At 71.0% G+C, this 24,360-nt stretch carries 20 protein-coding genes; 9 read left to right on the forward strand and 11 right to left on the reverse strand.

Going from position 1 to position 24,360, the window contains the following annotated elements; genetic code table 11:
• Window positions 1-5: 5 nt before the first annotated feature.
• From KUM32_RS01765 to KUM32_RS01805, 9 genes are all read right to left on the reverse strand, one after another.
• Window positions 6-674 carry an ABC transporter ATP-binding protein gene (locus KUM32_RS01765; protein ID WP_217139944.1) on the reverse strand — a complete coding sequence of 223 codons (669 nt, stop codon included), beginning with the start codon at window positions 672-674 and terminating at the stop codon, window positions 6-8.
• Window positions 667-1,653, reverse strand: coding sequence for an ABC transporter ATP-binding protein (locus KUM32_RS01770; protein ID WP_217139945.1), 987 nt, complete (start codon window positions 1,651-1,653; stop codon window positions 667-669). The genes KUM32_RS01765 and KUM32_RS01770 overlap by 8 nt, the downstream gene beginning before the upstream one ends.
• Window positions 1,650-2,555 (reverse strand): ABC transporter permease, encoded by a 906-nt coding sequence (locus KUM32_RS01775; RefSeq protein WP_217139946.1) that lies wholly within the window; start codon window positions 2,553-2,555, stop codon window positions 1,650-1,652. Before KUM32_RS01775 ends, KUM32_RS01770 begins: the two co-directional genes overlap by 4 nt.
• Before the next feature lie 5 nt (window positions 2,556-2,560).
• On the reverse strand, window positions 2,561-3,529 hold the full coding sequence (locus tag KUM32_RS01780) for an ABC transporter permease (RefSeq protein ID WP_217139947.1): 969 nt from the start codon (window positions 3,527-3,529) through the stop codon (window positions 2,561-2,563).
• Window positions 3,530-3,567: 38 nt separating this feature from the next.
• Window positions 3,568-5,175: an ABC transporter substrate-binding protein gene (locus tag KUM32_RS01785; RefSeq protein ID WP_217139948.1), complete on the reverse strand. Its 1,608-nt coding sequence runs from the start codon at window positions 5,173-5,175 to the stop codon at window positions 3,568-3,570.
• 492 nt (window positions 5,176-5,667) lie between these two features.
• Window positions 5,668-6,177 (reverse strand): O-acetyl-ADP-ribose deacetylase, encoded by a 510-nt coding sequence (locus KUM32_RS01790; RefSeq protein ID WP_217139949.1) that lies wholly within the window; start codon window positions 6,175-6,177, stop codon window positions 5,668-5,670.
• On the reverse strand, window positions 6,174-7,583 hold the full coding sequence (locus KUM32_RS01795; RefSeq protein WP_217139950.1) for an NAD(P)/FAD-dependent oxidoreductase: 1,410 nt from the start codon (window positions 7,581-7,583) through the stop codon (window positions 6,174-6,176). Before KUM32_RS01795 ends, KUM32_RS01790 begins: the two co-directional genes overlap by 4 nt.
• A 112-nt stretch (window positions 7,584-7,695) precedes the next feature.
• Entirely contained in the window at window positions 7,696-8,541 is an 846-nt protein-coding gene (locus KUM32_RS01800; protein WP_217139951.1) for an inositol monophosphatase family protein, read from the reverse strand.
• A gap of 85 nt (window positions 8,542-8,626) precedes the next feature.
• Window positions 8,627-10,462, reverse strand: coding sequence for a gamma-glutamyltransferase family protein (locus tag KUM32_RS01805; protein ID WP_217139952.1), 1,836 nt, complete (start codon window positions 10,460-10,462; stop codon window positions 8,627-8,629).
• A 41-nt stretch (window positions 10,463-10,503) separates the two neighbouring features.
• On the opposite strand from KUM32_RS01805, the gene KUM32_RS01810 reads away from it, so the two are divergent.
• The gene (locus tag KUM32_RS01810) at window positions 10,504-10,695 is read left to right on the forward strand and encodes a hypothetical protein (RefSeq protein ID WP_217139953.1); all 192 of its coding nucleotides are present in this window, start codon (window positions 10,504-10,506) and stop codon (window positions 10,693-10,695) included.
• A gap of 85 nt (window positions 10,696-10,780) precedes the next feature.
• Here KUM32_RS01810 and KUM32_RS01815 read toward each other — a convergent pair whose 3' ends face one another.
• Entirely contained in the window at window positions 10,781-12,337 is a 1,557-nt protein-coding gene (locus tag KUM32_RS01815) for an AMP-binding protein (RefSeq protein ID WP_217139954.1), read from the reverse strand.
• A gap of 199 nt (window positions 12,338-12,536) precedes the next feature.
• Between KUM32_RS01815 and KUM32_RS01820 the strand changes: the two genes are divergently transcribed.
• The gene (locus KUM32_RS01820) at window positions 12,537-13,706 is read left to right on the forward strand and encodes a TetR/AcrR family transcriptional regulator (RefSeq protein WP_217139955.1); all 1,170 of its coding nucleotides are present in this window, start codon (window positions 12,537-12,539) and stop codon (window positions 13,704-13,706) included.
• Window positions 13,707-13,783: 77 nt separating this feature from the next.
• Here KUM32_RS01820 and KUM32_RS01825 read toward each other — a convergent pair whose 3' ends face one another.
• Entirely contained in the window at window positions 13,784-14,992 is a 1,209-nt protein-coding gene (locus KUM32_RS01825; protein ID WP_217139956.1) for an oxygenase MpaB family protein, read from the reverse strand.
• Window positions 14,993-15,255: 263 nt separating this feature from the next.
• Here KUM32_RS01825 and KUM32_RS01830 point away from each other — a divergent pair, with 263 nt between their 5' ends.
• From KUM32_RS01830 to KUM32_RS01860, 7 genes are all read left to right on the forward strand, one after another.
• On the forward strand, window positions 15,256-16,881 hold the full coding sequence (locus KUM32_RS01830) for a succinic semialdehyde dehydrogenase (protein WP_217139957.1): 1,626 nt from the start codon (window positions 15,256-15,258) through the stop codon (window positions 16,879-16,881).
• Window positions 16,878-17,357 (forward strand): DUF4334 domain-containing protein, encoded by a 480-nt coding sequence (locus KUM32_RS01835; protein WP_217139958.1) that lies wholly within the window; start codon window positions 16,878-16,880, stop codon window positions 17,355-17,357. The genes KUM32_RS01830 and KUM32_RS01835 overlap by 4 nt, the downstream gene beginning before the upstream one ends.
• The gene (locus KUM32_RS01840) at window positions 17,354-18,406 is read left to right on the forward strand and encodes an alcohol dehydrogenase catalytic domain-containing protein (protein WP_217139959.1); all 1,053 of its coding nucleotides are present in this window, start codon (window positions 17,354-17,356) and stop codon (window positions 18,404-18,406) included. Before KUM32_RS01835 ends, KUM32_RS01840 begins: the two co-directional genes overlap by 4 nt.
• An 85-nt stretch (window positions 18,407-18,491) precedes the next feature.
• A complete protein-coding gene (locus KUM32_RS01845; protein ID WP_217139960.1) occupies window positions 18,492-19,655 on the forward strand; it encodes an acyl-CoA dehydrogenase family protein in 1,164 nt (387 codons plus the stop codon).
• Window positions 19,656-19,792: 137 nt separating this feature from the next.
• A complete protein-coding gene (locus KUM32_RS01850; RefSeq protein ID WP_217139961.1) occupies window positions 19,793-21,001 on the forward strand; it encodes an acetyl-CoA C-acetyltransferase in 1,209 nt (402 codons plus the stop codon).
• A gap of 36 nt (window positions 21,002-21,037) precedes the next feature.
• On the forward strand, window positions 21,038-23,200 hold the full coding sequence (locus KUM32_RS01855) for a 3-hydroxyacyl-CoA dehydrogenase NAD-binding domain-containing protein (protein ID WP_217139962.1): 2,163 nt from the start codon (window positions 21,038-21,040) through the stop codon (window positions 23,198-23,200).
• Window positions 23,172-24,188: a nitronate monooxygenase family protein gene (locus KUM32_RS01860; protein ID WP_308408564.1), complete on the forward strand. Its 1,017-nt coding sequence runs from the start codon at window positions 23,172-23,174 to the stop codon at window positions 24,186-24,188. The genes KUM32_RS01855 and KUM32_RS01860 overlap by 29 nt, the downstream gene beginning before the upstream one ends.
• The last annotated feature ends 172 nt before the right edge of the window (window positions 24,189-24,360 follow it).

A 24,360-nucleotide genomic window follows, 5' to 3' on the forward strand; every position in this document is an offset into this window, starting at 1 on the left:
GGGGGTCAGCGCTCCGGCGAGGAGGCCACGGAGGCCCATTCGACGGTGCGGTCGCACCAGCGGTCGAGGAGGACCCGGTCGTGGCCGACGGCCAGCAACCCCGCGCCGGTCTCCGCACGGTAGTCCTCCACCACCCGGACCAGGGCGGCGGTCGTCGAGGCGTCCAGCATCGCCGTCATCTCGTCGCACACCAGCCAGCGCGGACGCAGCACGAGGGCGCGGGCGAGGCAGGCGCGCTGCAACTGGCCGTCGCTGACCTCGTGCGGGCGCCTGGTCAGCAGGTCGGCGGTCAGCCCCACGGTGGCGGCCAGTTCGGGGACCCGGGCGGGCACGCCTCGCCGTCGGCCGGTGGCGCGCAGCGGTTCGGCGATCAGGTCGGCGAGCGACAACCGGGGGTCCGCGGACAGGCGGGCCTGCTGGAAGACGACGCCGAAGGCGGTGCGTTGTGCACGGGGGGCACGGTGGCGCCAGCGTCGTACGGGGGTGCCGTCCAGCACCAGGGCGCCGGCGTCGGGCCGGTGCAGCAGGGCCGCGACGCGGGCGAGGGTGGACTTGCCGCAGCCGCTCGGGCCGAGCAGCCCGACGGCCTCACCCGGCGCGACGGACAGGGAGACGTCCCGGAACACGGGCGCCTTCGCGGCGTAGCCGGCGGTCACGGTGCGCAGTTCAAGCACGGTCGGCGGCCTCCGTGAGCGCTGCGTGCGGGTGGTGGCAGGCGACGGTGCCGGCCAGTGACGGCAGTACGGCGCAGGCCTCGCTCGCCCGGTCGCAGCGCGCGGCGAAGGCGCAGCCGTCGGGGAGGGCACCGAGTTCGGGCGGCAGGCCGGGGATGGGGGTGAAGGCACGGTCGGGCAGGGCGTCGAGCAGGCCCCGGCTGTAGGGGTGGCGGGGGCCAGGGGTGCCGAAGAACTCCGCGGCGTCGGCGACTTCGACGATACGGCCCGCGTACATCACGGCGATCCGGTCGGCGATGCGCTCGGCGGCGGTCAGGTCGTGGGTGATCATCAGCAGGGCGCGGCCTTCGTCGTTCGTCTTGTTGTCGACATGTCGTCGCAGCTCGTCGACGGTACGGTCCACCAGGTCCCGGTCGAGCCCGGTGGTCGGCTCGTCGGCGAGCAGCAGCGGGGCGTCGCCGACGAGGGCGAGGGCGGTGGCGGCGCGCTGGGCGAGGCCGCCGGAGAGTTCGTGCGGGTGATGGTCGAGGTGGTCCACGGGGAACGCGGCGCGCTCGGCGGCGGCCTCCGCGGCCTCGCGCAGGGCCGCGCGGCCCCGGACCCCGGTGAGCTGCGCGACCGTCTCCTCCAACTGCGAGCGGATGGTGCGGACCGGGGTGAGGTGGGCGGCCGGGCTCTGCGGGACGAGGCCGACGAGCCGTCCGCGTACGGTGCGGGCGAAGGTCCGCTCGTCGGCGGCGAGCAGGTCCAGGTCGCCGAGGAGCGCGACGCCCGCGGTCTGCGCGTTGCCGGGCAGCAGCCCGAGCAGGGCGGAGGCGAGGACGGACTTGCCGCAGCCGCTCTCGCCGATCAGGGCGAGGCACTCTCCGGCCGCCACGTCGAAGTGGGCGTCGGTGACGGCGGCGACGCCGCGCCCGCCCGGCATGCGGAAACGCACCGACAGGCCACGCACCGACAGCACGGGGGCTCGCTCGGTCACAGCATCAGCTCCGATCGGCGACGGGGGTTGATCCGCTCCCGCCAGGCACCCGCGAGTCCGGCCACGGCGAGGGTGGGCACGATGATGAACAGGCCGGGGAAGAGGGTCGGCCACCACTGCCCGGCCAGCAGCGAACCCCGCGCTTCCTGGATCAGGTTGCCGAGGCTCGCGGTGTGGGTGGGCAGCCCCAGCCCGAGGAAGGACAGTGCCGACTCGTGCCACATGGCGTGCGGCACCATCAGTACGGCGGCCAGCGCGGCCTGCGGCAGCACGCCCGGCAGCAGATGCCGTACCGTCACCCGCCACCGGGACGCGCCGCCGGAGACGGCCGCGTCGACGTAGGGGCGCGAGCGCAGCGACAGCACCTCGGCGCGGACGATGCGCGCGGTCGACAGCCAGTGGGTGAGCGCGACGGAGACCACCACCGGCCAGACGCCCGGCCGGAACATCGCGACGATGAAGATGCCCAGCAGCAGGTGGGGCACGGAGGAGATGGTGTCGACGGCGCGCATCACGGCGCGGTCGACCCACCCGCCCAGCGCCCCGGCGGTGGCGCCGACGGCGGTGCCGACGACCGTCGCCGTCAGCGCCGCCGCCACGCCCACGAGCAGGGAGACGCGCAGGCCGTACACGCAGCGCAGCAGCAGGTCCCGGCCGACGTCATCGGTGCCGAACGGGTGCTCCCGGCCCGGCGGCCGCAGCTTCGCGGCGAGGTCGACCGCCTGCTGGTCGAGTTGCACCAGCGGCGGCACGATCAGCACGGCGAGGACCGTCACGGTCAACAGCACGACGGAGGCGCGCAGGCGCAGGGTCCGGGTGGAGCGGCGGTCGTCGCCGTGCGAGCGCCAGGCGGGGCCGGGACGCTGCGGGTGTCGCGTCGTCTCGGCCGCTGTCTCAGCCATGGACATCACATATCACTGTGCTTCACCCTCGGGTCGAACAGTCCGTAGAGGAGGTCGGCGAGCAGGTTGCCGGCGAGTACGGCGGCGGTGGCGAGGGTGGTCAGGGCGGCCAGCAGCGGGAAGTCGACGGCGGTGGCCGCCTCGACGGTGGCCGCGGCGATGCCGGGCCAGCTGAAGACGCTCTCCACCAGCAGGGCTCCGGTGATGAGTTCGGGCACGCGGGAGCCGATCAGGGTGAGCACCGGGAGCAGCCCGGAGCGCAGGGCGTGCCCGAACAGGACGGTGCCCTCGCCGATGCCGCGGGCCCGCGCGCCGCGCACCGGGTCCTCCGCGAGGGCGTCGCCGACGCCTTGGCGCACGTAGAGGGTGAACCAGGGCAGTTGGGAGAACGCGAGCACACCGGCGGGCAGCACGATGTGACGCGCGAGCTGCCCCGGGGTGACCTGTGCGCTGGCGGTGTCGGTCAGGCCGCCGGCCGGCAGGAGGTCCCACTGGAGGGCGAACAGCCACACGGCGAGCAGCGCGATCCAGAAGACCGGCGCCGCCTCCAGGGTGTACGCGAGCGAGGTGACCGCCCGGTCGAGCATCGATCCCGGGCGGCGGGCGGCCAGCACCCCGAGGAGCGTGCCGACCGTGACGGCGACGGCGAAGGCGACGGCGCACAGCAGTGCGGACCAGACGAGGCGTTCGCCGATCACCTGGGTCACCGGCTGGCGCAGCACGCCGGAGTGGCCGAGGTCGCCGGTGAGCGCGGAGGTCAGCCAGTCCCACCAGCGGGCGACGAAGGACCGGTCCGCACCGAGGTTCTCCCGCAGCCGGTCCAGGGTCTCCTGGTCGGCGCCGAGCGCGGCGGTGCCGGCGTACGCCTTGACGGGGTCGAAGGGGGAGGCGGCGGCGATGGCGAAGACGCCGAACGTGACGACGAGGACGGCGGGGACGGCGAACAGGGCCCGCCGTCCGGCCAGGCGTGCCATCGCTCCCCAGGGCAGCCGCCGGGGGGACCGTGACCGGGTCATCGCTTCGGCTGCCAGTCCTCGATGTTCCACCAGGGCCCGCTGGCGAAGCCGTGCTCGTGCGGCTCCAGTTGCGTGGTCAGCCCGTCCCAGCGGTCGGCGAGGACGTAGAGGTGGTCGATGTGGGTGAGGAAGGTGTAGCCGGGGTCGTCGACGAGGGCCTGCTGGATCTCTTCGTAGGCGGCCGCGCGCCTCTTCGGGTCCTGGCTGCGGCGGCCGGTGTCGAGTGCCTCGTCCACCACGGGGTTGTCGTAGTGGGCCATGTTGTTGAAACCGTCGCCGGCGAGTGAGGAGTGCAGCAGGGTGTAGAGGCCGAAGTCCGGGTCGCCGACGCTGCCGAAGCCCGCGAGGACCGCGTCGCGCCCCATGCGCGGCTCGATGACCTCCCAGGTGGCGCCCTCCACCTTCACCTCGATGCCGGCCTTCTTGGCGTCGGAGGCGTAGGCGAGTGCGTGGTCCTGGCGGACCTTGTCGCCGGAGGGGTAGTACAGCGTGAAGGAGGCCCGCTGTCCGTCCTTGGCGCGGACGCCGCCGGCGCCGGGCTTCCAGCCCGCCTCGTCCAGGATCCGGCCGGCCTTGGCGAGGTCGTGCGGGCGCTCGACGGAGCGCCGGTACCAGGGATCGTCCACGGGCAGCGGCCCGTACGCCGGGCGGCCGGCGCCGTCGAGGATCTTGTCGACCATGGCCTGGCGGTCCACGGCGGCGTCCAGGGCCCGCCGGATCGCGCGGTCGCCCGTGACCTCGCCCGCGGTGGGCAGGGTGACGGCCCGGAAGTCGTAGGACCTGGCCTCGTAGGTGCGCCGGCCGTCGTCCTTCGCGAAGGTGGCGGCGAGGTTGGGCGGCAGGACGGCGCCGTCGAGGTCGCCGGAGCGAAGCCGGGTGGCGCGTACGTTGTCGTCGGCGATGACCGCCATGGTGAACGACTTCACCGCGGGCTTGCCGCCCCAGTAGTGCGGGTTGGCCTTGAAGGTGAGCTTCTCGCCCTTGCTCCAGTTCGTGAGGACGTACGGACCGGTACCGACCGGCTTGGTGTTGAAGTCGCCGGTGTTGGGGTCCTGTTCACCCGCGACGTGTTCGGGGACGATGGGCAGCACCGTGCGGGCGGCGAAGGCCGCGTAGGGGTACTTGAGCCGGAAGACGACGGTGTCGTCGCCGTCGGCGCGGACGTCCTCGATGGCGTCGAGTTCACTGCGGGCGGTGTTGTTGGTCTTCGCGTCGAGGACGGTCCGGTACGTGTAGACCACGTCCTGGGCAGTCAGCGGTTCGCCGTCGCTGAACTTCACACCGTCGCGCAGGGTGTACGTGTACGTCCGGCCGCCGTCGGCGATGTCCGGCAGCGCGGTGGCGAGCGCGGGCTTCAGCTTCAGGTCGGTGTCGCGGGCGAGCAGCCCGTCGAAGATCTTGGAGTTCCCGTCCTTGCCGTAGCCGAGCAGCGGGCTGAGGGTGTCCGGCTCGGAACCCACCCCGATCACGACGGACTCGGCCGCCTTGGTGTCCCGGTCCGTTCCGCCGTCCCCGGGCGCGGAGCAGGCGCCGACGCCGACGCCGAACGCCACCGCGGCGGCGGCACTTCGAATCCGACGGCAAGCCGTCCGACGGGTTGTCATGTCTCCCCCACGCTAGTTGTCGATGCGTGGTTATTGCACATCAGTTGCAATTGAAACGTCAAGCCAGGTGGAGGGCCGGGCGGGGCGCTCGGCCGGTGGCGGGGACGAGTTCGGCACACGACGAACGGCGGGCCGCGTCGGCGCGGGACTCCCTGCCATTCATGCTCATGCCACGGGCAGGGGACGTCGGGGGGCGAATACGTGTCGGCGAGCGGTGTGGACCTTCAGCCTCTGGAGGAGGACACCCCGGAACGGCTGGGGAACTCACTCTCCCCTGATCGGCCGACTGGGCGCGGGCGGTACGGGACGCGTGTGTCCGGAGCGCTCGCCGGCGGACGGCGCACTGGTGGCCGTCAAGACCCTGTTGGCGGAGAGCGCATGCTCCTCCTCGCCGTCGGCGGGTCCTCCTCGCCGGCGGCGGGCTGCTCGTGATCGTCGCCGTCGCGGTGGCGGTGGCGGTCGTCTCGGGGTAACCCCCGTTCGACGGCCCGGTCAGGCGAGTTGCCGGGCGAACGCCTCGTACGCCCGGTCGTCGAAGAGGACGAACCGCACTTCTTCGACCGCCGTCGGGGTGTTCCGCACCGTCTCCACCGCGATGCGGGCCGCGTCGTCCATCGGCCAGCGGTAGGCGCCGGTGGAGATCGCCGGGAAGGCGACCGTGCGGGCGCCCAGCTCGTCGGCGACGCGCAGCGACTCCCGGTAGCAGGAGACGAGAAGCGACGGATCACCGCCCGACGCCTGGTACACGGGGCCGACCGTGTGGATCACCCAGCGCGCGTCCAGGGCGCCCGCGGTGGTGGCGACCGCCTGGCCGGTGGGCAGGCCCCTGCCGTAGCGCCGGGCGCGCAGCTCGCGGCACTCCTCCAGGATCGCGGGGCCGCCGCGCCGGTGGATGGCGCCGTCGACGCCTCCTCCGCCGAGCAGGGAGGAGTTGGCCGCGTTGACGATGACGTCGGCGCTCTCGCGGGTGATGTCGCCGAGGGAGAGCGTGAGGGTGGTCATGTCTGTCTCAGCCTCCGCCAGACGGCCTTCGCCGCGTTGTGTCCCGACATGCCGTGCACTCCGGGGCCGGGCGGAGTGGCCGACGAGCAGATGAAGACGGCCGGGTGCGGGGTGGCGTACGGGAACAGGGACAGCTTGGGGCGCAGCAGGAGCTGGAGGCCGGAGACCGCGCCGGAGGCGATGTCGCCGCCGACGTAGTTGGCGTTGCGGGCGGCGAGTTCGGGTGGGCCGGCGGTGGCGCGGGCGAGGACGCGGTCGCGGAACCCGGGGGCGAAGCGCTCCAGTTGGCGTTCGATGGCGTCGGTGAGGTCGCCGGTCCAGCCGTTGGGCACGTGGCCGTACGCCCAGAAGACGTGCCGGCCGGCCGGGGCCCGGGTCGGGTCGGCGACGCTGGGCTGCACGGTGATGAGGAACGGTGCGTCGGGCGCGCGGCCCTCGCGGGAGGCCGCGTTCAGCGCGGCGCCGATCTCCGCGCTGTCGGCACCGATCTGCACGGTGCCCGCGGTGCGGGGTTCCCGCGCGGTCCACGGGACCGGGCCGTCCAGCGCGTAGTCGATCTTGAAGACGCCGGGGCCGTACCGGTAGTTCGCGTAGTGGTTCCCGAGTCCGGCGATGCGGGCCAGGGCCGTGGGCGAGGTGTCGAAGACGTACGCCCGCGCGGGCGGCAGGTCGTCGAGGCGTTTGACCTCGTAGTCGGTGTGGACGGCGCCACCGAGGTCCTTCAGGTACGCGGTGAGCGCGTCGGAGATGGCCTGGGAACCGCCGCGGGCCACGGGCCAGCCCCGGGCGTGCGCGGCGAGGGCGAAGACCAGGCCGATGGCTCCGGTGGCGAAGCCGCCGAGCGGTGCCATGACGTGCGCGACGAGGCCGGCGAAGAGGGTCCTGGCCTTCTCGTCGCGGAAGCGGCGCATCAGCCAGGTCGCCGGGGGCAGGCCCACCAGGCCGAAACGGGCCAGCGTGACGGGGTCGCGGGGCAGCGCGGTGAGCGGCAGGGACATGAAGTCACGGGCCAGGGTGTCCCACCGGGGAAGGAAGCGCTCGACCAGCCTGCGGTACGTGCCCGCGTCGCGCGGGCCGAACGACGCGGCCGTCTCGCCGACCGACCGGGCCAGCACGGCGGCCGAGCCGTCGGGGAAGGGATGCGCCATGGGCAGCGCGGCGTGCAGCCACCGCAGTCCGTACCGCTCCAGGGGGAGGGCGCGGAACGCGGGCGAGTTGATGGCGAGCGGGTGCGCGGCGGAGCACGGATCGTGCCGGAAGCCCGGCAGGGTCAGCTCCTCCGTGCGGGCGCCGCCGCCCACGGTCTCCCGGGCCTCGAACACGGCGACCGAGAACCCGCGCCGGGCCAGCTCCACGGCGGCGGTCAGTCCGTTCGGCCCCGCACCCACTACGACCGCATCGAGCATCGACGGCACCTTCGGACCCCTTCGTCAGCCGATGGCCACTGGGGTTCAGGATATGCCCGGGGTCCGACGGCCCGTGGTCGCGGGGCCACGGCCGCCCGGGGCCTGCGGGAGGTCAGGCCTCTCCCGACAGCAGTGCCACCACCCGGCGGGCCGTGGCCGCGTCGCGGGCCGCGGTGAAGGGCAGGTCGTTGTCGCCCGTGATGCGGAAGGGCTCGCCCGTCCGGGTCAGGTGGGTGCCGCCCGCCTCCTCGACCAGGAGGAGTCCCGCCGCGTGGTCCCAGGCGGCCTCCCAGGAGAAAGCCGTGGCGTCGGCCTCGCCGCGGGCGACGGCGAGGTACTCCAGGCCGGCCGAACCGCAGGGGCGCGGTGCCACGCCCGGGGTGCGCAGGCCGAGCAGGGCGCGCTTCTGCTCGTCCGTCGTGTAGTCCGGGTGGGAGGTGGCGACCCGGAGGTCGCGGCCGGGCTCGGGCGGGCCCGCGTACAGCCGCTCACCGTCGAGGAAGGCGCCCCGGCCCCGCACCGCCGTGGCGAGTTGGTCGAGGGCGGGGGCGTACGTCCAGGAGGCGTGCACGACTCCGTGCCGGGCGAGGGCGACCAGCGTGCAGAAGCCCGGGTCGCCGTGCACGAACTGCCGCGTTCCGTCGACGGGGTCGACGATCCAGACCGGCGCCGCGCCGCGTATCGCCTCGTACGACGCGGGGTTGGCGTGCACGGCCTCCTCGCCGACCACGACGGAGCCGGGCAGCAGGGCGACGAGCGCCTCGGTGAGGTACTGCTCTGCCTTGCGGTCGGCGTCCGTCACCAGATCGTGCGGGCCGGACTTCTGGTCGACCTCGTGCGCCGCGAGCCGTCGCCAGCGCGGCATGATCTCCTGTGCGGCCGCCTTGCGGACGGCCTCCTCCACGTCGTCGGCGTGCCGGGCGAGAAACTCGTCGATGGTTTCGTTGTTCTCGATCATGACTCCATGAGAGCACGCCGCACTGACATCCCCCACCCGGGCGGTGTCCTCCGCGTGGAATCGGCACGAACACGAGGTGCGGGGGTCAGCGGCCGACCGCGTACCCCTGCATCCCCCGCGGATTCGCCGCCGCCGACAGCACGCCCGTCTCCGGGTCCCTCGCGACGGCGCACAGCCGGCCCTCCGACCACGCCTCGCCGACCGTCACGTCGTGCCCGCGGCGCCGCAGCTCCCCGACGACCTCCACCGGCGTGCGGGACTCCACGGTGACGCTGCCCGCCCGCATGCCGCGCGGGAAGAAGGAGCCGGGAAAGCTGTCGTTGTGCCAGTTCGGGGCGTCGATCGCGCCCTGGAGGTCGAGGCCGCCGCGCACCTGCGCACGCAGCGCGACCGCCAGGAAGAAGTGCAGTTGCCACTGGTCCTGCTGGTCGCCGCCGGGCGTGCCGAAGGCCATGACGGGCACGCCGTCGCGCAGGGCGATGGAGGGGGTGAGCGTGGTGCGCGGCCGGCGGCCCGGGGTGAGCGAGTTCGGCAGCCCCTGCTCCAGCCAGGTCATCTGCAGCCGGGTGCCGAGCGGGAAGCCCAGCTCGGGCACGACGGGGTTGGACTGGAGCCAGCCGCCGCTGGGCGTGGCCGAGACCATGTTGCCCCACCGGTCCACGATGTCGAGGTGGCAGGTGTCGCCGCGGGTGCCGCCGTCGGGGGCGACCTCCGGTTCGCCCGGCACCGGCGACGTCGGGCCCTTGGCGACCGTCGGCTCGCCGACCCCGAGCGCGTCGAGGCCCTTCCCCTCCACGGCCGCCACGCGCGCGTGGGCGCTGAGCCGCGGGGTGCGCCCGCCCGGACTGCCGGGCCGCAGGTCGAAGGACGCCCTGTCGCCGACGAGCTCGCGCCGCGCCGCGTTGTACTCCGCCGAGAGCAGGTCGCCGAGCGGCACCCGGGCCGCACCGTCCGCGTCGCCGTACCAGGCCTCCCGGTCGGCCATGGCGAGCTTGCAGCCCTCGATCAGCAGGTGGACGTAGTCGGCGGAGCCGTGGGCGGGCAGCTCGGGCGGGAGCAGCGCCAGCTGCTGCAGCAGCACGGGGCCCTGGCTCCACGGGCCCGCCTTGCACACGGTCCAGCCGTTCCAGTCGTAGGTCGCCGGAGCCTCGTAGGACGCGGACCAGCCGGCGAGGTCGGCGGCGGTCAGGGTGCCGGCGTGGCGCTCGCCGCTGGTGTCCATGGTGGGCCGGCCCGCCTGCCGGACCAGGGCCTCGGCGACGAATCCGGTGCGCCACACCTCGCGGGCCGCCTCGATCTCCGCCTCCTGGTCCCCCGCCCCGGCGACCTCGGCGAGCAGCCGCCGCCAGGTGGCCGCGAGGGCGGGGTTGCGGAAGAGCTCTCCGGGGCGGGGCGGACGGCCGCCGGGCAGGTAGACCCCGGCCGAGGACGTCCACTCCGTCTCGAACAGCTCCCGCACGGTCTCGACGGTCTCCGTGAAGCGCTCCACGGGCGCGTGTCCGTGCTCGGCGTAGCCGATGGCGTACTTCAGTACGTCGGCGAGGCGCCTGGTCCCGTGATCGCGCAACAGGAGCATCCAGGCGTCGAAGGCTCCGGGCACGGCGGCGGCGAGCGGCCCGGTGCCGGGGACGAGATCCAGACCGAGGCCCGTGTAGTGCGCGACCGTCGCCCCCGCCGGTGCCACCCCCTGCCCGCACAGCACCCGCACCGCGCCGTCCGCCGGGGCGAGCAGGATCGGCACCTCCCCGGCGGGCCCGTTGAGGTGCGGCTCGACGACGTGCAGCACGAAGGCGCCGGCCACGGCGGCGTCGTAGGCGTTGCCCCCGTCCTCCAGGACCGCCATGGCGCACTGCGAGGCCAGCCAGTGGGTGGAGGACACCATGCCGAAGGTGCCCTGGAGGGTGGGTCGGGTGGTGAACATAGGGCGTCTCACCTCGCTGTTTACGTCTCATGGACCGGCTGATGGGCACTCAGGCCGGGCGCTGGGGTGAATCTGGGGAGTGGGGAGTGTGCGCCGGTGGCCTCACCCGCCGCTCCCCCCGCAGGCTGTCGATCGCCCTACGCCACTGCCCCGGCTTCGCCCCCTTGACCTGCGGCATGATGACGCCCGCTCTGGCCAAGGCGGACATCCAGATCTCGGTGTTCCACGTGTGAGCGGCGATTGCGTCACCGTACTTCGTCGTCAACACGAGACTGAACTCTTTCCGCTCTTTGTCAGCCTCCGGACCGCTCTTCGCGCCTACATCTCCCCGCGGATGAGCTTCCCCTTGACGACCTTTCCCGCGGCGTTACGCGGGAGGTGGGGAACCACCACCAGGTCCTTGGGCATCTTGAAGGAAGCCAGCCGCCCATCGAGGAACTCGGTGAGCTGGGTCAGCGACAGGCTGGCCCCGGGGGCCACCGCGGCGAACGCGACCGGCACCTGCCCCCAGCGCTCGTCGGAGCGACCGACCACCGCGATCTCGAGCACCGATGGATGTTCGGCAATGGCGTTCTCCAGCTCGGCGCAGTAGATGTTCTCACCGCCGCTGATGATCATGTCCTTCTTGCGGTCGACGACCCAGACGAAGCCGTCGTCGTCCTGCTTGACCAAGTCGCCGGAGTGGAACCACCCCCCGTGGAAGGCTTCTGCTGTCTCCCGGGGCTTGTTCCAGTACCCCCGGGTCACCGTGGGGCCGCGGTAGACGATCTCGCCGACCTCACCGGCCGATACGTCGTTCATGGCCGCGTCGACGACCCGGCACTGGATGGTCGGGATCGGCCGGCCCACCGATCCCAGCTTGCGCAGCGAGTCCTCGCCGCGCAGAACGCAGGAGATCGGCGATGTCTCGGTCTGTCCGAACACCGCGACGTTCAACGCCTCGGGGAAGCTCCTGCTCATGGCGCGGAGGGTCGCGTCGCTCGCGGGCGCGGCCCCCCAGCTGATGACACGCAGCTTCAGGTCGCGTTCGCCGATGCCAGGCTCGGCGCAGATCAGGTCCCATTGCTGCGGTACGTTGAAGACGATGGTGGCGCCCTCACGTTCATAGGCGTCGAGCACGGCCTTGGGGTCGAAGGCCCCGAGTGGGTGGATCACCACCGTGCCGCCGACCAGGATGTTCGCGACGATCGAACCCAGCCCCGCGATGTGGAAGAACGGGGCGGTGAGGAAGCCGACATCGGAGTCGTCGAAGATGTCCATCGCCTGGATGCAGGTGATCGCCTGCACCTGCATGTTGCGGTGGGAGAGCATCACCCCCTTCGGCTGCCCCGTAGTTCCCGACGTGTACATGATCAGGGCAGTGGACTCCTCGCTGACGTCCGGGAGCTCCATCGGCGGGTGCCCGGCCAGAAAGCCTTCGTACGTGGCATACCGCCCGCCGCCATCCCCTGGCTCACCGATGACGATCACCGTACCGATGGAGTCGAGCGCCGGGACATCGCGGAGCTTGGGCAGCAGTTGCGCGTCGACCACGATCGCGGACGGTGTGCAGTCGGACAGAATGCAGTCGAGCTCCGCCGGCGCGAGCCGGAAGTTGAGCGGAACCGCCATGGCCCCAAGGCTGTTCGCGGCGAAGACGCTCTCCACGAACCATGGGTGATTCAGGGTGAGCATGGCCACCCTGTCCCCCGTACGCACACCGCGGCCGGCGAGCCCGGCGGCCAGTCGAAGGGAGCGGCCGGAGAGCTGGGCCCAGGTCGTAGTGGCCCCGAGGTACCGCAGGGCGGGCTTGTCGGGCCGCATCATCGCGTGGGTTGCCGCGTGCGCCATCCAGTGGTGACGAAAGGAACCGGCGGGAGCCGTATCCGTGGACATGCCACTCCTTGCACTCGGGGACGCGCGTCATTATGCCTGCGAAGCAGCTACTCAGGAAGATTTTTGTTAATCAAAAATCACCAAGATGTGAATCACGGATCACGTGTGGCCCAGCCCCCTTCCCGGCGCCTTCGGAGCTTGGGGCGCCCTGTGATTGACTTGCACGCATGGCTCAGTCCCCGTACCCCTCACCCCCTCGGTGAGCGCCGATCCGCTCGTGACCGCGCGACCACGCAACCGCAGGCAGCTCATCTCCGAGGCGGCCGGCCGCGTGTTCAGCGAGCGCGGATATCACGCGGCGTCCATGGAGGAGATCGCCGCCGAGGTGGGCATCAGCGCGGCGGCCCTGTACCGGCATTTCCCCAACAAGTACGCGCTGTTCGCCGAGTGCGCGAACACCATGGTGGACCGGCTGGTCGGAGCGCTCGACGGGGTGCCGCCCGAGGCGGACCTGGCAGACTTGCTGCGCGCCGTCACCCGCGTCGCCGTGACCCATCGCGCCTCGGGCGGACTGTACCGGTGGGAGGCCCGCTACCTCGACCACGAGGACCGACGGCTTTTGCGGACGAAGTTCGCGCGTGTGGTGGGAAGGGTGACCGAGGCGGTACGCCGCGAGCATGCGACACCGTCCGCGGAGCTGTGTGCCGTGGCGGCGCTCGGAGTGATCGGGTCCATCACGACGCATCACGTCTCCATCGCCCAGCGCCGGGCCGAGAATGCCCTTCTGTCGTCCGCCCTGAGCGTCGCTGCGGCCGACCCCTCGGCGCCGGGGGTGGACGGACCGCGCTCCGTCGAACCGCCTGCCCGACCGGTGCCACGTACGCGGCGCGCGGAGATCCTGGCCGCCGCCATCCCGTTGTTCGCGAGGGACGGGTTCGCCAAGGTCACCAACGGACAGATCGCGGAGGCGGTCGGGCTGGTTCCGTCCGCGATCTACCGGCACTACCCCACCAAGATGGACATCCTGGTGGCAGCGTGCCTGCAGGCCGCGGAACTGCTCACCCAGGCGGTCGATCGGAGCCTTGAGGGAACCGACGACCCGCACGACGCCCTGGTCGCACTGACGGCCACCTACGTGGCCTACAGCTTCGAGCACACCGCGCTCACCAGCGTCGCCGGGGCCGAGGTCGTCGGCCTGCCAGACGGTCTGCGCCAGCCGCTGATTCGCGCGCAGCGCGACCACATCGCCATGTGGGAGCAGCAACTGCGCAGAGCGCGACCCGAGTTGGACCCACGGCAGGCGCGCCTGCTGGTACACGCGGGGTTCGGCGTCGTGGTCGAGGCCGGGCGCAGACTGCGCTGGCAGGACACCCCGGAGAACCGCAGCTCCGTCACCTCCCTGGTCATCGCCGCCTTCGGCCTGGGATAGCGCCGACCGCCGGTGCGCCGGGCAGGTGTCACCCCGTGGTACGCCGGGACGGCCGCGAGGCGCGGTCTCCCACTGACTCAGGCTCCGGGCCGGTTGGCGGCGGGGAGGGTGATCGGCGTCTGCGTCGGAGAGGTGCCGTTGTTCAGGAACATCATCGCGACGCCGCGTACGAACTGGTCGAACAGGTAGAGGCCGTCCGGGACGACGGGTGAGAGACCTTCTCGGAAGGCGACGTAGGTCGGCCAGGCGACCTTGATCAGACCTCGCGACACCCAGTCGTGCGACAGACCCAGCCAGTCGGCGTACTTGTCACCGATCAGATAGCGGACCATCTCGTTGACGAACCCGTTGGTCAGCCCCAGGGTCGCGTCCTCGAGGTACCCGAGCAACGACTTCGCCAGGCTGATGCCCTCGACCGTCGGCGAAACGACCGGCCACAACATCTGGTTGGCCTGCTTGCCCGCTTCGGCCCAGCTGGCAGGGATGAACTGGCGCTGCACACCGAGCAGATGGAGAGTGACCTGCCAGGCGTGCAGGTCGGCGGCCTCCTCCTTGGCCGACAGCTTGATGCCCCATTTCTTCATGTTGTTGTACGCGACGGTGGCCACTGAGTGGAAGGTGATCAGGATGTCACCGTTGCTGATCGGCTTCGGCTGGTCCGCTGTCTCCATGAAGCGCTTGGAGGTCACCAGCAGGTTGCGGACCACCGAGTGCACCAGGCGCGTCTTGTTGGCGCTCACGATGAAGTTCCCCGAGGGCTGCCAGGCCGTCGGACTGTGCAAGTCGTACCCGAAGGTGAAGGTCTTGGCGGCGCGGTCCTTCATGTCGGCACCGCCGGCCGACCAGTAGACCGCCCTGGCCTCCCGGGGTATCACGGTGCTGAGAATCCCGCTGCCCAGGCTCTCCGATACGAACAGGTAGCTGTTCAGACGCTTGTAGAGCTTCTCGGACGCGGCGAGCAGCTCGGGGTCGGCCCACGAGGGGAGTTGGTTGACCCCCTTCAGGTATTCGGTCAGGTAGCCGGGCATGCCGGAGGGCAGAGCGTCCTTGTTGCGGACCCACGAGCCCCAGGCCCTGTTGACCGAGGGGATCGAGCCGTCGGCGAGGAGCCGCGCCGCGACGTCGTCCGCGTCCGGGTCCCAGACCTGGAACGGGTCGGTGACCGTGTCGGTTCCTGCGATCGAGCCCGCCGAGGACCATGACCAGGCGCTCGGGGCGCTCGTCACGCTCGCGAGGCCAAGTACGGCGCCGATCGACAGGGCACGCCTTCGAGTGAGATCTTCCATTCACTTCACTACCTTCCAGCGGTTGCACGGCACCTCGCAGAAGCGCGCATGACGTCCACTCGGAGCTGATCGCACGGTTGTCCTGCGATGTGATTTCTGATTAACATAACGATGCCTCCAGTCGTCGGCAATACCTGTGCACGCGCTAAAAGACGCTGCCCCCGCCCGGCACCATCGGCGCGCCGTCCCGGACATCGCAGACCGCGATGGCACCGGACCTACCAGACCCACGCACCTGCCAGGCCCCCTCACTAGGAGCCCTCATGAGCACGGAGCAGGACTCGATGCAAGCGCCTTCGCCCCCGGTGGCGACCGACTCGCGACCCCCCTGGGTGACCGACGAACTGATCAGACAGTGGTGCGCGTGGGTGCACCGGGACGAGACCTGCCGGGAGCAGCGCGCCGCAGAACCCCTGACCGCACTTGCGCCGTTCGACCTGTCGCCGGTCGCGCCCGTTCCCTCCTGTGTTCCGCAGGACGTGGAGTCCGCGGCCGCTGCGGCCGCTGCCGCCCAGCGACAGTGGGCGCGAACGCCGGTCGCGCGGCGCACTGAGATCGTGCTCGCCTTTCACGACCTGCTCCTCGACAGGCAGCACCAGGTGCTCGACCTGATCCAGTGGGAGACGGGGAAGGCCCGCTACCACGCCTGGCAGGAGGTGGCGCAGGTGGCGACCCTTGCCCGGCACTACGCGCGCCGCACCGGCCGGTACCTTGCCGCCCACCGGGTGCGGGGGATGATCCCCGCACTGACCAGGGTGAAGCAGTCGCGGGTCCCCAGGGGCGTGGTCGGGATCGTCTCTCCGTGGAACTACCCGCTCTACCTCGGGGTGGGTGACGTGCTCCCGGCGCTGCTCGCCGGGAACGGCGTGGTCTCCAAGGCCGACCCCCAGACGGCACTGACCCTGCTCTGGACGCGAGCCCTGCTGAACGAGGCGGGATTGCCGGCCGGCCTCTGGCGGATCGTTGCCGGTGACGGAGCCGTGGTGGGTACTGCCCTGGTCGACGCGGTCGACTTCGTCTGCTTCACCGGATCGACCGCCACCGGTCGGACCGTCGCCGAACGCGCCGCCCGGCGGCTGATCGGCGCCTCCCTCGAACTCGGGGGGAAGAACCCACTCATCGTGCGCGAGGACGCCGATGTCGCGGCGGCGGCGGCCGGCACGGCCGTGGCCGTGTTCGCGAACACCGGGCAGATGTGCATCCACGTCGAACGCGTCTACGCGCACGAGAAGGTGTACGACGCCTTCCGCGATGAACTGGTCCGCGTGACCGAGTCGCTGCGGCTGGGAAGGTCGTACGACTACGCCTGCGACCTAGGGTCGTTGGTCTCGGCGGCACAACTCGCGGTGGTCGAGGCGCACGTCGAGGACGCCGTCGCCAAGGGGGCCAGGGTGCTCACGGGAGGCCGGGCGCGTCCCGACATCGGGCCGCTGTTCTACGAGCCCACGGTCCTTGAGGACGTCACTCCGGAGATGGACGTCTGCGCCCTGGAGACCTTCGGACCGGTCGTCTCGCTGTACCGGTACGCCACGGACGACGAGGCGCTGAGCCTGGCCAACCGGGGTGCCTATGGCCTGTCCGCGTCGATCTGGTCCAGAAACACCCGCGAGGCCGCCGGGATGGCCGGTCTGATCAGGTCCGGATCGGTCAACATCAACGACGGTGCGGCCGCCGCGGCGGGGAGCATCGAGGCCGAGATGGGCGGCATGGGCGACAGCGGACTCGGCCGCCGGCACGGGGCGGAGGGCATCCGCAAGTACACCCAGACACAGACGGTCGCCGTACAGCGCCTCCTGCCTCTCGGGCCGCCTCCCGGGCAGTCGGCGCAGAGCTTCGTCCGCCGGACCAACGGCCAACTGGCCCTGCTGCGCCGGCTGCGTGTGCGATGAGCGGCGGCACGCCTTCCGTGCGGGAGCGGTGGAACGCCCTGCGGGCCGCGGCGGGTCCGGTCGACCCGGACGCGCTCGATGCCTTGTGGGCCGACCTCGAAACCGTCGACGCCTCGTCGATCCTCGGATCCTGGCGGGGCTTCGCCTTCCCCACCGGCCATCCCGTGGAACGGGTACTCGCCCGCAGCCGGTGGCACGGCAAGCGGTTCGTCGCGCTGGACGACGCCAAACCGTTGATCTGCCGCGCGGAGGACGGTCGTCTCCACTCCGACACCACGTCGGGCCTGGGTGAGGCCAGCCTCTGGAACATCGAGTTCCGTGGCGAGGTGACCGCCACCATGGCGTACGACGGCATGCCGGTGTTCGACCACTTCAAGCGGGTGGACGACACGACTCTCCTGGGCGTGATGAACGGCAAGGCTGCTCCAGTGTCCGACAGCGGTCACCTCTTCTACTTCGGCCTGGAACGCGAATGAGAGTCTCCGCAGTCCTTTCGCGCGGTGCGGCCCCCAGCGAACTCGTCGACGCCGAGCTGGACGACCCGCGGTCCGACGAAGTGATCGTCCGGATCGAGGCGGTCGGCGTGTGCCACACGGATCTCGTCACCCGGCAGCGGCTCGGCGAGCGCCCGGCCGTCCTGGGCCACGAGGGGTGCGGCACCGTTGAACACCTGGGTTCAGCCGTCACGGGGCTCGCGGTCGGGGACCGGGTCGTGGTCTCCTTCGCCTCGTGCGGCGGATGCGACCAGTGCCGGGCCGGCCTTCCGGGGTACTGCGCATGGGCTACCGCCCTCAACGGTTCGGGACGGCGTCTCGACGGTTCGCCGACGATACGCGTACGGGGAGAGCCGGTCTTCGGGTCCTTCTTCGGTCAGTCGTCCTTCGCCACGGCCGCGTTGGCCGACGCCCGCTCCTGCGTTCCCGTCGGTGACGTCTCCCCGGAGGTCGTCGCGCCGCTGGGGTGCGGGTTCCTGACCGGAGCGGGCGCGGTGCTCAATGTCCTGCGCCCCCGGCACGGCGACCGTCTTCTGGTCATCGGCGGCGGCGGCGTGGGCTCGGTCGCGGCCCTCACCGCTCTCTCCGAAGGCGTCGAGGTCGTGGTGGCCGAGCCGGTCCTGGCCCGGCGCACGCTCCCCGAGCGGTGTGGTGCCACCGTCGTCGCCTCGCTGGACGAGCCGATGCCGTCCGTGACTCACGTACTCGACACCACGGGCCGGCCGGAGTCGATCGCCCGCGCGCTCGCCCTGCTCCAGCCGTGTGGTGTGCTCGCCCTGGTCGGACTCGGTCCCGCCGAGGTCTCCCTCGACGTGTGGGCCCTGATGACGCGCGGGCTCCGGATACGCGGCTGCGTGGAGGGCGATGCCGATCCCGCATTGCTCATCCCCGACCTGATTCGGCGATACCAGCGCGGTCTGCTCCCCCTCGACCGCCTGGTGACCACGTACCCGCTGGCCGACCTCGACCGAGCGGTGGCCGACCAACGGGCCGGCCTGACAACCAAGCCGGTGCTTCTGCCCGGCGGCTGACCGCACGTACTTCCACCCCGCCCTTCCACTCCACCCTTCCACTCCACCCTCCCACTCCACCCGAGAGTCTGAAACAGGAGTTCTGATGACCGATGTGACCTCCGCCCAGCGGTCGCTCTACGAGGAGGAGCATGAACTGCTCCGGAAGACCGCCCGCGCCTTCGCCGACAAGCACGCAGCTCCGCACGCCGAGCGCTGGCGGACCGAGGGCAAGGTCGGCCGCGAGCTCTTCGAGGAGGCCGCCCGGGCCGGAATCCTGGGCTTCAACATCCCCGAGGAATACGGCGGCGCGGGTGTCACCGACTACCGCTTCAACGCGGTGATCGGTGAGGAGTTCTCCCGCCACCCCGCGGCGGACGGCCTTGCGGCGGTGACGCTGTCCAACGACATCGTGGTGCCCTACTTCACCGACCTGACCGACGACTGGCAGAAGGCCCGCTGGCTTCCGGGTATCGCCGCCGGAGAGCTCGTCGTCGCGGTGGCGATGACCGAGCCCGGGACCGGCAGCGACCTGGCCGGGATCGCCACCACCGCCGTCCGCGACGGAGACGATTACGTGGTCAACGGCAGCAAGGTCTTCATCTCCAACGGCCAGAACGCCGACCTCGTCGTCACCGCGGTCAGGACCGGTCCGGACCGCCACGGCGGCATCAGCCTGCTGGTGATCGAGGCCGACCGCCCCGGATTCTCACGAGGCCGCAACCTGGAGAAGATCGGACTGCACGCGCAGGACACCAGCGAGCTGTACTTCCAGGACGTGCGGGTGCCCGTCGCCCATCTGCTGGGTGAGGAGGGCGCGGGCTTCAAGTCCCTGCTGCGCAACCTCCCGCAGGAGCGGATCTCGATTGCCGCCAACGCCGTGGCCTCCATCGAGGGAGTGCTGGAGCGGACCCTGGACTACGTCAGGGAACGCAAGGCGTTCGGCCGGCCGATCGGTACCTTCCAGAACACCCGCTTCCAGCTGGCCGAGATGGTCACCACCGCCCGGGTGGGCCGCGTGTACCTGGATGACCTGCTCGCCCGGCACTCGCGCGGCGAACTCACCGCGGTGGACGCGGCATCCGCGAAGTTCTGGGCCACCGAGCACTACGTCGACATCGTCGGGCGCTGTCTGCAACTCCACGGCGCCTACGGCTACATGCTGGAGTACCGCATCGCCCATGACTACCTCGACTCCAGGATCACCACCATCTACGGCGGCACCACCGAGATCATGAAGGAGATCGTCGGCCGCGATCTGGGTCTGTAGGGTCTCCGCGGTTCTCCCCTCGGGTGCTCCGGGGGTCCTCCCCCGCCGAGCTTCCCGGTGTCCCGCGTACCGGTATCCCACTCCTACCGGCATCCCACTCCTTCTGGGCAACGTCCCGCCCCAAGAAAGGGAGCGTCATGTCCGACGCCTGCATCTACGACGCCGTCCGGACGCCACGCGGCAAGAATCGCGGTGGCGCCCTCCACGGCACCAAGCCGGTCGACCTGGTCGTGGGCCTGATCCACGCGGTCCAGGAACGCAACCCCAGCCTCGACCCGGACCACATCGATGACATCGTGCTCGGTGTCGTCTCCCCCGTGGGTGAGCAGGGTGGTGACATCGCCCGCACCGCCTCCATGGTCGCCGGGCTGCCCGACACCGTGGCCGGCGTCCAGGTCAACCGCTTTTGCGCCTCGGGGCTGGAGGCCGTCAACCTCGCGGCCCAGAAGGTCGCCTCCGGTTACGAGAGCCTGGTTCTCGCGGGCGGTGTCGAATCGATGTCCCGGGTCCCGATCGGCTCGGACGGCGGCGCCTACGCACAGGACCCCACCACCGCGTACGACGCGTACTTCGTCCCCCAGGGCATCGGCGCCGACCTGATAGCGACCATCGAGGGCTTCAGCCGCGAGGACGTGGACGCCTACGCCGCCCGCTCGCAGGAACGGGCCGAGATCGCCTGGCGGGAAGGACGGTTCGGCAAGTCGGTCGTGCCCGTGCGCGATCTCAACGGTGTCCTGGTGCTCGACCACGACGAGCACCGCCGGCCCGGTACCACCGTGGAGAGTCTCGCGGCCCTCTCCCCCTCCTTCGCCGCCGCCGGCGCGCAGGCGGGCTTCGACGCGGTCGCGCTGCAGAAGTACCACCACTTGGAGCGGATTCACCACGTCCATCACGCCGGCAACAGTTCGGGCATCGTTGACGGCGCGGCGCTGACTCTGATCGGCAGCCGGGAGATCGGTGAGCGTCTCGGACTCGTCCCCCGCGCCCGGATCGTGGCGACCGCTGTCACCGGTGCGGAGCCCACCATCATGCTCACCGGGCCGACCCCCGCGACCAGGAAGGTTCTGGCGAAGGCCGGATTGACGACCGAGGACATCGACCTGTTCGAGCTCAACGAAGCCTTCGCCGCGGTCGTCATGAAATGGCAACGGGACTTCAAGATCCCCGACGAGAAGGTCAACGTCAACGGCGGAGCCATCGCGCTGGGCCATCCGCTGGGTGCCACCGGGGCCATGATCCTCAGCACCGTACTGGACGAGCTCGAGCGTACCGGCGGACGCCGGGGCCTCGCGACGCTGTGCGTGGGTGCCGGGATGGGCATCGCCACCGTGATCGAACGCCTCTGACGCCTGGACCACCGCCTACCGAATGGGAGCCATGACATGTCCGAATCCGCCATTACCTACGTACGGGACGCTGAAAAGGTCGTCACGCTTCTCCTGGACGACCCTTCCTCATCGGTCAACACCATGAACGACGCCTTCATGGCCGGACTGGAGGAGTTCGTTCCACGGCTGGAGGCCGAGCGGGACGAGATCGCCGGGGTGCTGCTCGTGTCCGCCAAGAAGACGTTCTTCGCGGGGGGTGACCTGAACCGGCTGAGCGCGGGCAGTGCCGACAAGGCGGCCGAAGAGACGGCCTACATCAACCGGATGAAGGGCCTCATGCGCAGGCTGGAGCGCCTGGGCAAGCCGGTCGTCGCGCTTCTGAACGGCACCGCTTTGGGTGGTGGCCTGGAAGTCGCCCTCTGCGCACACCACCGGATCGCCACCGACACGCCCGGCAGCCGCATCGGTCTGCCCGAAGTGAGTCTCGGACTGCTCCCTGGCGGCGGCGGCATCACCCGCACCGTCCGCATGCTGGGCCTGCACAAGGCGCTCTCCGACGTGATCCTGCCCGCTCGGGAGTTCAGCCCCCGGGCAGCTCTGGCGCTGGGACTGATCGACGAGGTGGTCGAGGACGACGGGCAGGCCGAGGCGAAGGCACGGGCTTGGATCGCCGAGCACCCCGAAGCGGTACAGCCGTGGGACGCCAAGGGCTTCGCACTGCCGGGCGGAGACGTGCGGAGCCCGGGAATCTCCGCGTCCCTGCCCGCGTTGGCCGGCCTGCTGCGCAAGCAGACCAAGGGAGCACCGAGCCCCGCGCCGCGGGCCGCCCTGGCCGCCGCCGTCGAGGGGGCCCACCTCGACTTCGACACGGCCTCGCTGGTCGAGACCCGCTACTTGGTCAGCCTGATCACCAGCCAGATCACCAAGAACATGATCAAGGCGTCCTTCTTCGACCTGCGCCGCATCACCTCGGGTGCAAGCCGGCCGGAGGGCTTCAAGCGCTTCACCGCACGCAAGGTCGGGGTCGTCGGCGCGGGAATGATGGGCGCAGGGATCGCCTACGTGAGTGCGAAGGCCGGCCTCGACGTCGTCCTCAAGGACGTCACGACCAGGGCCGCGGAGAAGGGCAAGGACTACGCGCGCGGCCTTGAGGCAAAAGCGGTGACGGCCGGATGGAAGAGCCAGGAGAAGGCCGACGCACTCCTGGGCCGGATCGCAACGACCTCAGAGGCCGCCGACTTCACTGGAGTGGACTTCGTCATCGAAGCGGTCTTCGAGTCGGCACCGCTCAAGCAGCAGGTCTTCCAGCAGATCCAGGACATCGTCACGCACGACGCGGTACTCGGATCCAACACCTCGACCCTGCCCATCACCCTGCTGGCCAAGGGTGTCGCACGGGAACGCGACGTCATCGGCATCCACTTCTTCAGCCCGGTCGACAAGATGCCGCTGGTCGAGATCGTCCGCGGTGAGCACACCAGCGACGAGACTCTGGCCAAGGTCTTCGACTACGTCCTGCAGATCGGCAAGACCCCCATCGTCGTCAATGACTCGCGCGGCTTCTTCACCTCCCGCGTGATCGGTTGCTTCCTCGCCGAAGCTGTCGCCGCCGTGGGCGAGGGAGTCGAACCGGCAAGTGTCGAACAGGCAGCGCTCCAGGCCGGGTACCCGGCGGGCGCACTCCAGCTGCTGGACGAGCTGACGCTGTCGCTGACCCAGAGGATCCGCATCGAGGCACGCACGGCCGAGGAGGCCGAGGGCCGGACGTGGGTGGCCCACCCCTCGGAGGACGTCGTGGACTGGATGCTGGAACAGGGCCGCGTCGGGCGGCGCGAGCGCGCCGGCTGGTACGACTACGACGACTTGGGCAAACGGCTCGGCATCTGGCCCGGGGTCCGCGACCGCTACGGCTCGGGACGGTGCGTGCCGCCGCTCAGGGATCTCCAGGAACGCATGCTCTTCGCCGAGGCCCTCGACGCCATCGACTGCCACGACAGCGGAGTGCTGACCAGCGTGGCCGACGCCAACGTCGGCTCCATCCAGGGCATCGGCTTTCCCGCGTGGACCGGCGGGGTCCTGCAGTACGTCAACCAGTACGAGGGTGGTCTGCCCGGGTTCGTCGCCAGGGCGCGAGAGTTGGCCGCGGCCTACGGCGACCGGTTCCTGCCGCCCGCCTCACTGGTCGAGCGTGCCGAACGCGGTGAGATCTATGAGTGAGGCCGCACCGTCCGTGCCCCGGCTGCGGACGAGGTTCACGGAGCTCCTGGGTATCGAGTACCCCGTCGTACAAGGCGGGATGATGTGGGTGGGCCGGGCGGAACTGGCCGCCGCCGTCTCGGAGGCCGGCGGCCTCGGCATCGTCACCGCGCTCACCCAGCCCAGCCCGGCAGAGCTCGCCCGCGAGATCGAGCGCACCCGCAAGCTCACCGACAAGCCGTTCGGCGTCAACCTCACCATCCTGCCGACGATCACACCACAGCCTTACGACGAGTACCGACGCGCGATCGTCGACTCCGGGGTGACGATCGTCGAGACCGCCGGGTCGAGTCCCGCACCGCACATGGAGTTCTTCACCGAGCACCATGTGCGGGTGATCCACAAGTGCACGAGTGTCCGGCATGCCGTCAAGGCCGAACGGCTGGGCGTGGCGGCGGTCTCGATCGACGGCTTCGAGTGTGCGGGGCATCCCGGCGAGGATGACGTCCCCGGTCTGGTGCTGATTCCCGCGGCCGCCGACGCGCTCACGATCCCGTTGATCGCCTCAGGCGGCTTCTGTGACGGCAGGGGGCTCGCCGCGGCACTCGCGCTCGGCGCGGACGGAGTCAACATGGGCACACGCTTCCTGTGCTCGGCGGAGGCGCCGGTCGCCGAATCGGTCAAGCAGCGGATCGTCGACGCCTCCGAACTCGACACTCGTCTCATCTTCCGGCAACTGCGCAACACCGCCCGGGTGGCCCGCAACGCGGTCAGCGACGAGGTCGTCCGTATCCTGGACGACGGGGGCACCTTCCCCGATGTCCAGCCACTGGTTACCGGTGCACGGGGACGCCTCGTCTTCGAGGACGGTGACCTCGACGCCGGAATCTGGTCCGTCGGCCTCTCTCAGGGGTTGGTGCGCGACGTCGCACCGGCGGGGGACCTCATGCGGCGCATCGTCAGCGAAGCGCGGGAAGTGACTCTGCGCATGACCGAGCGTCTGGCCTGACGGCCGCGTAACCGCCGCCGCATCACGGGCGAGAGAAGCCCGCCCCGCGCCTGGTAGAGCGTTCCAGGCCAGGGTGGCCTGGCCCCCAGCCTCGTCGAACTTCGAGAACGGGGAGTCAGGCCGAGCGACGCCGGCGGGCAGCCGCTCGTGAAGGACCTCATCGCCTCCCGTC

It is taken from the genome of Streptomyces sp. AC627_RSS907 (assembly GCF_019049165.1).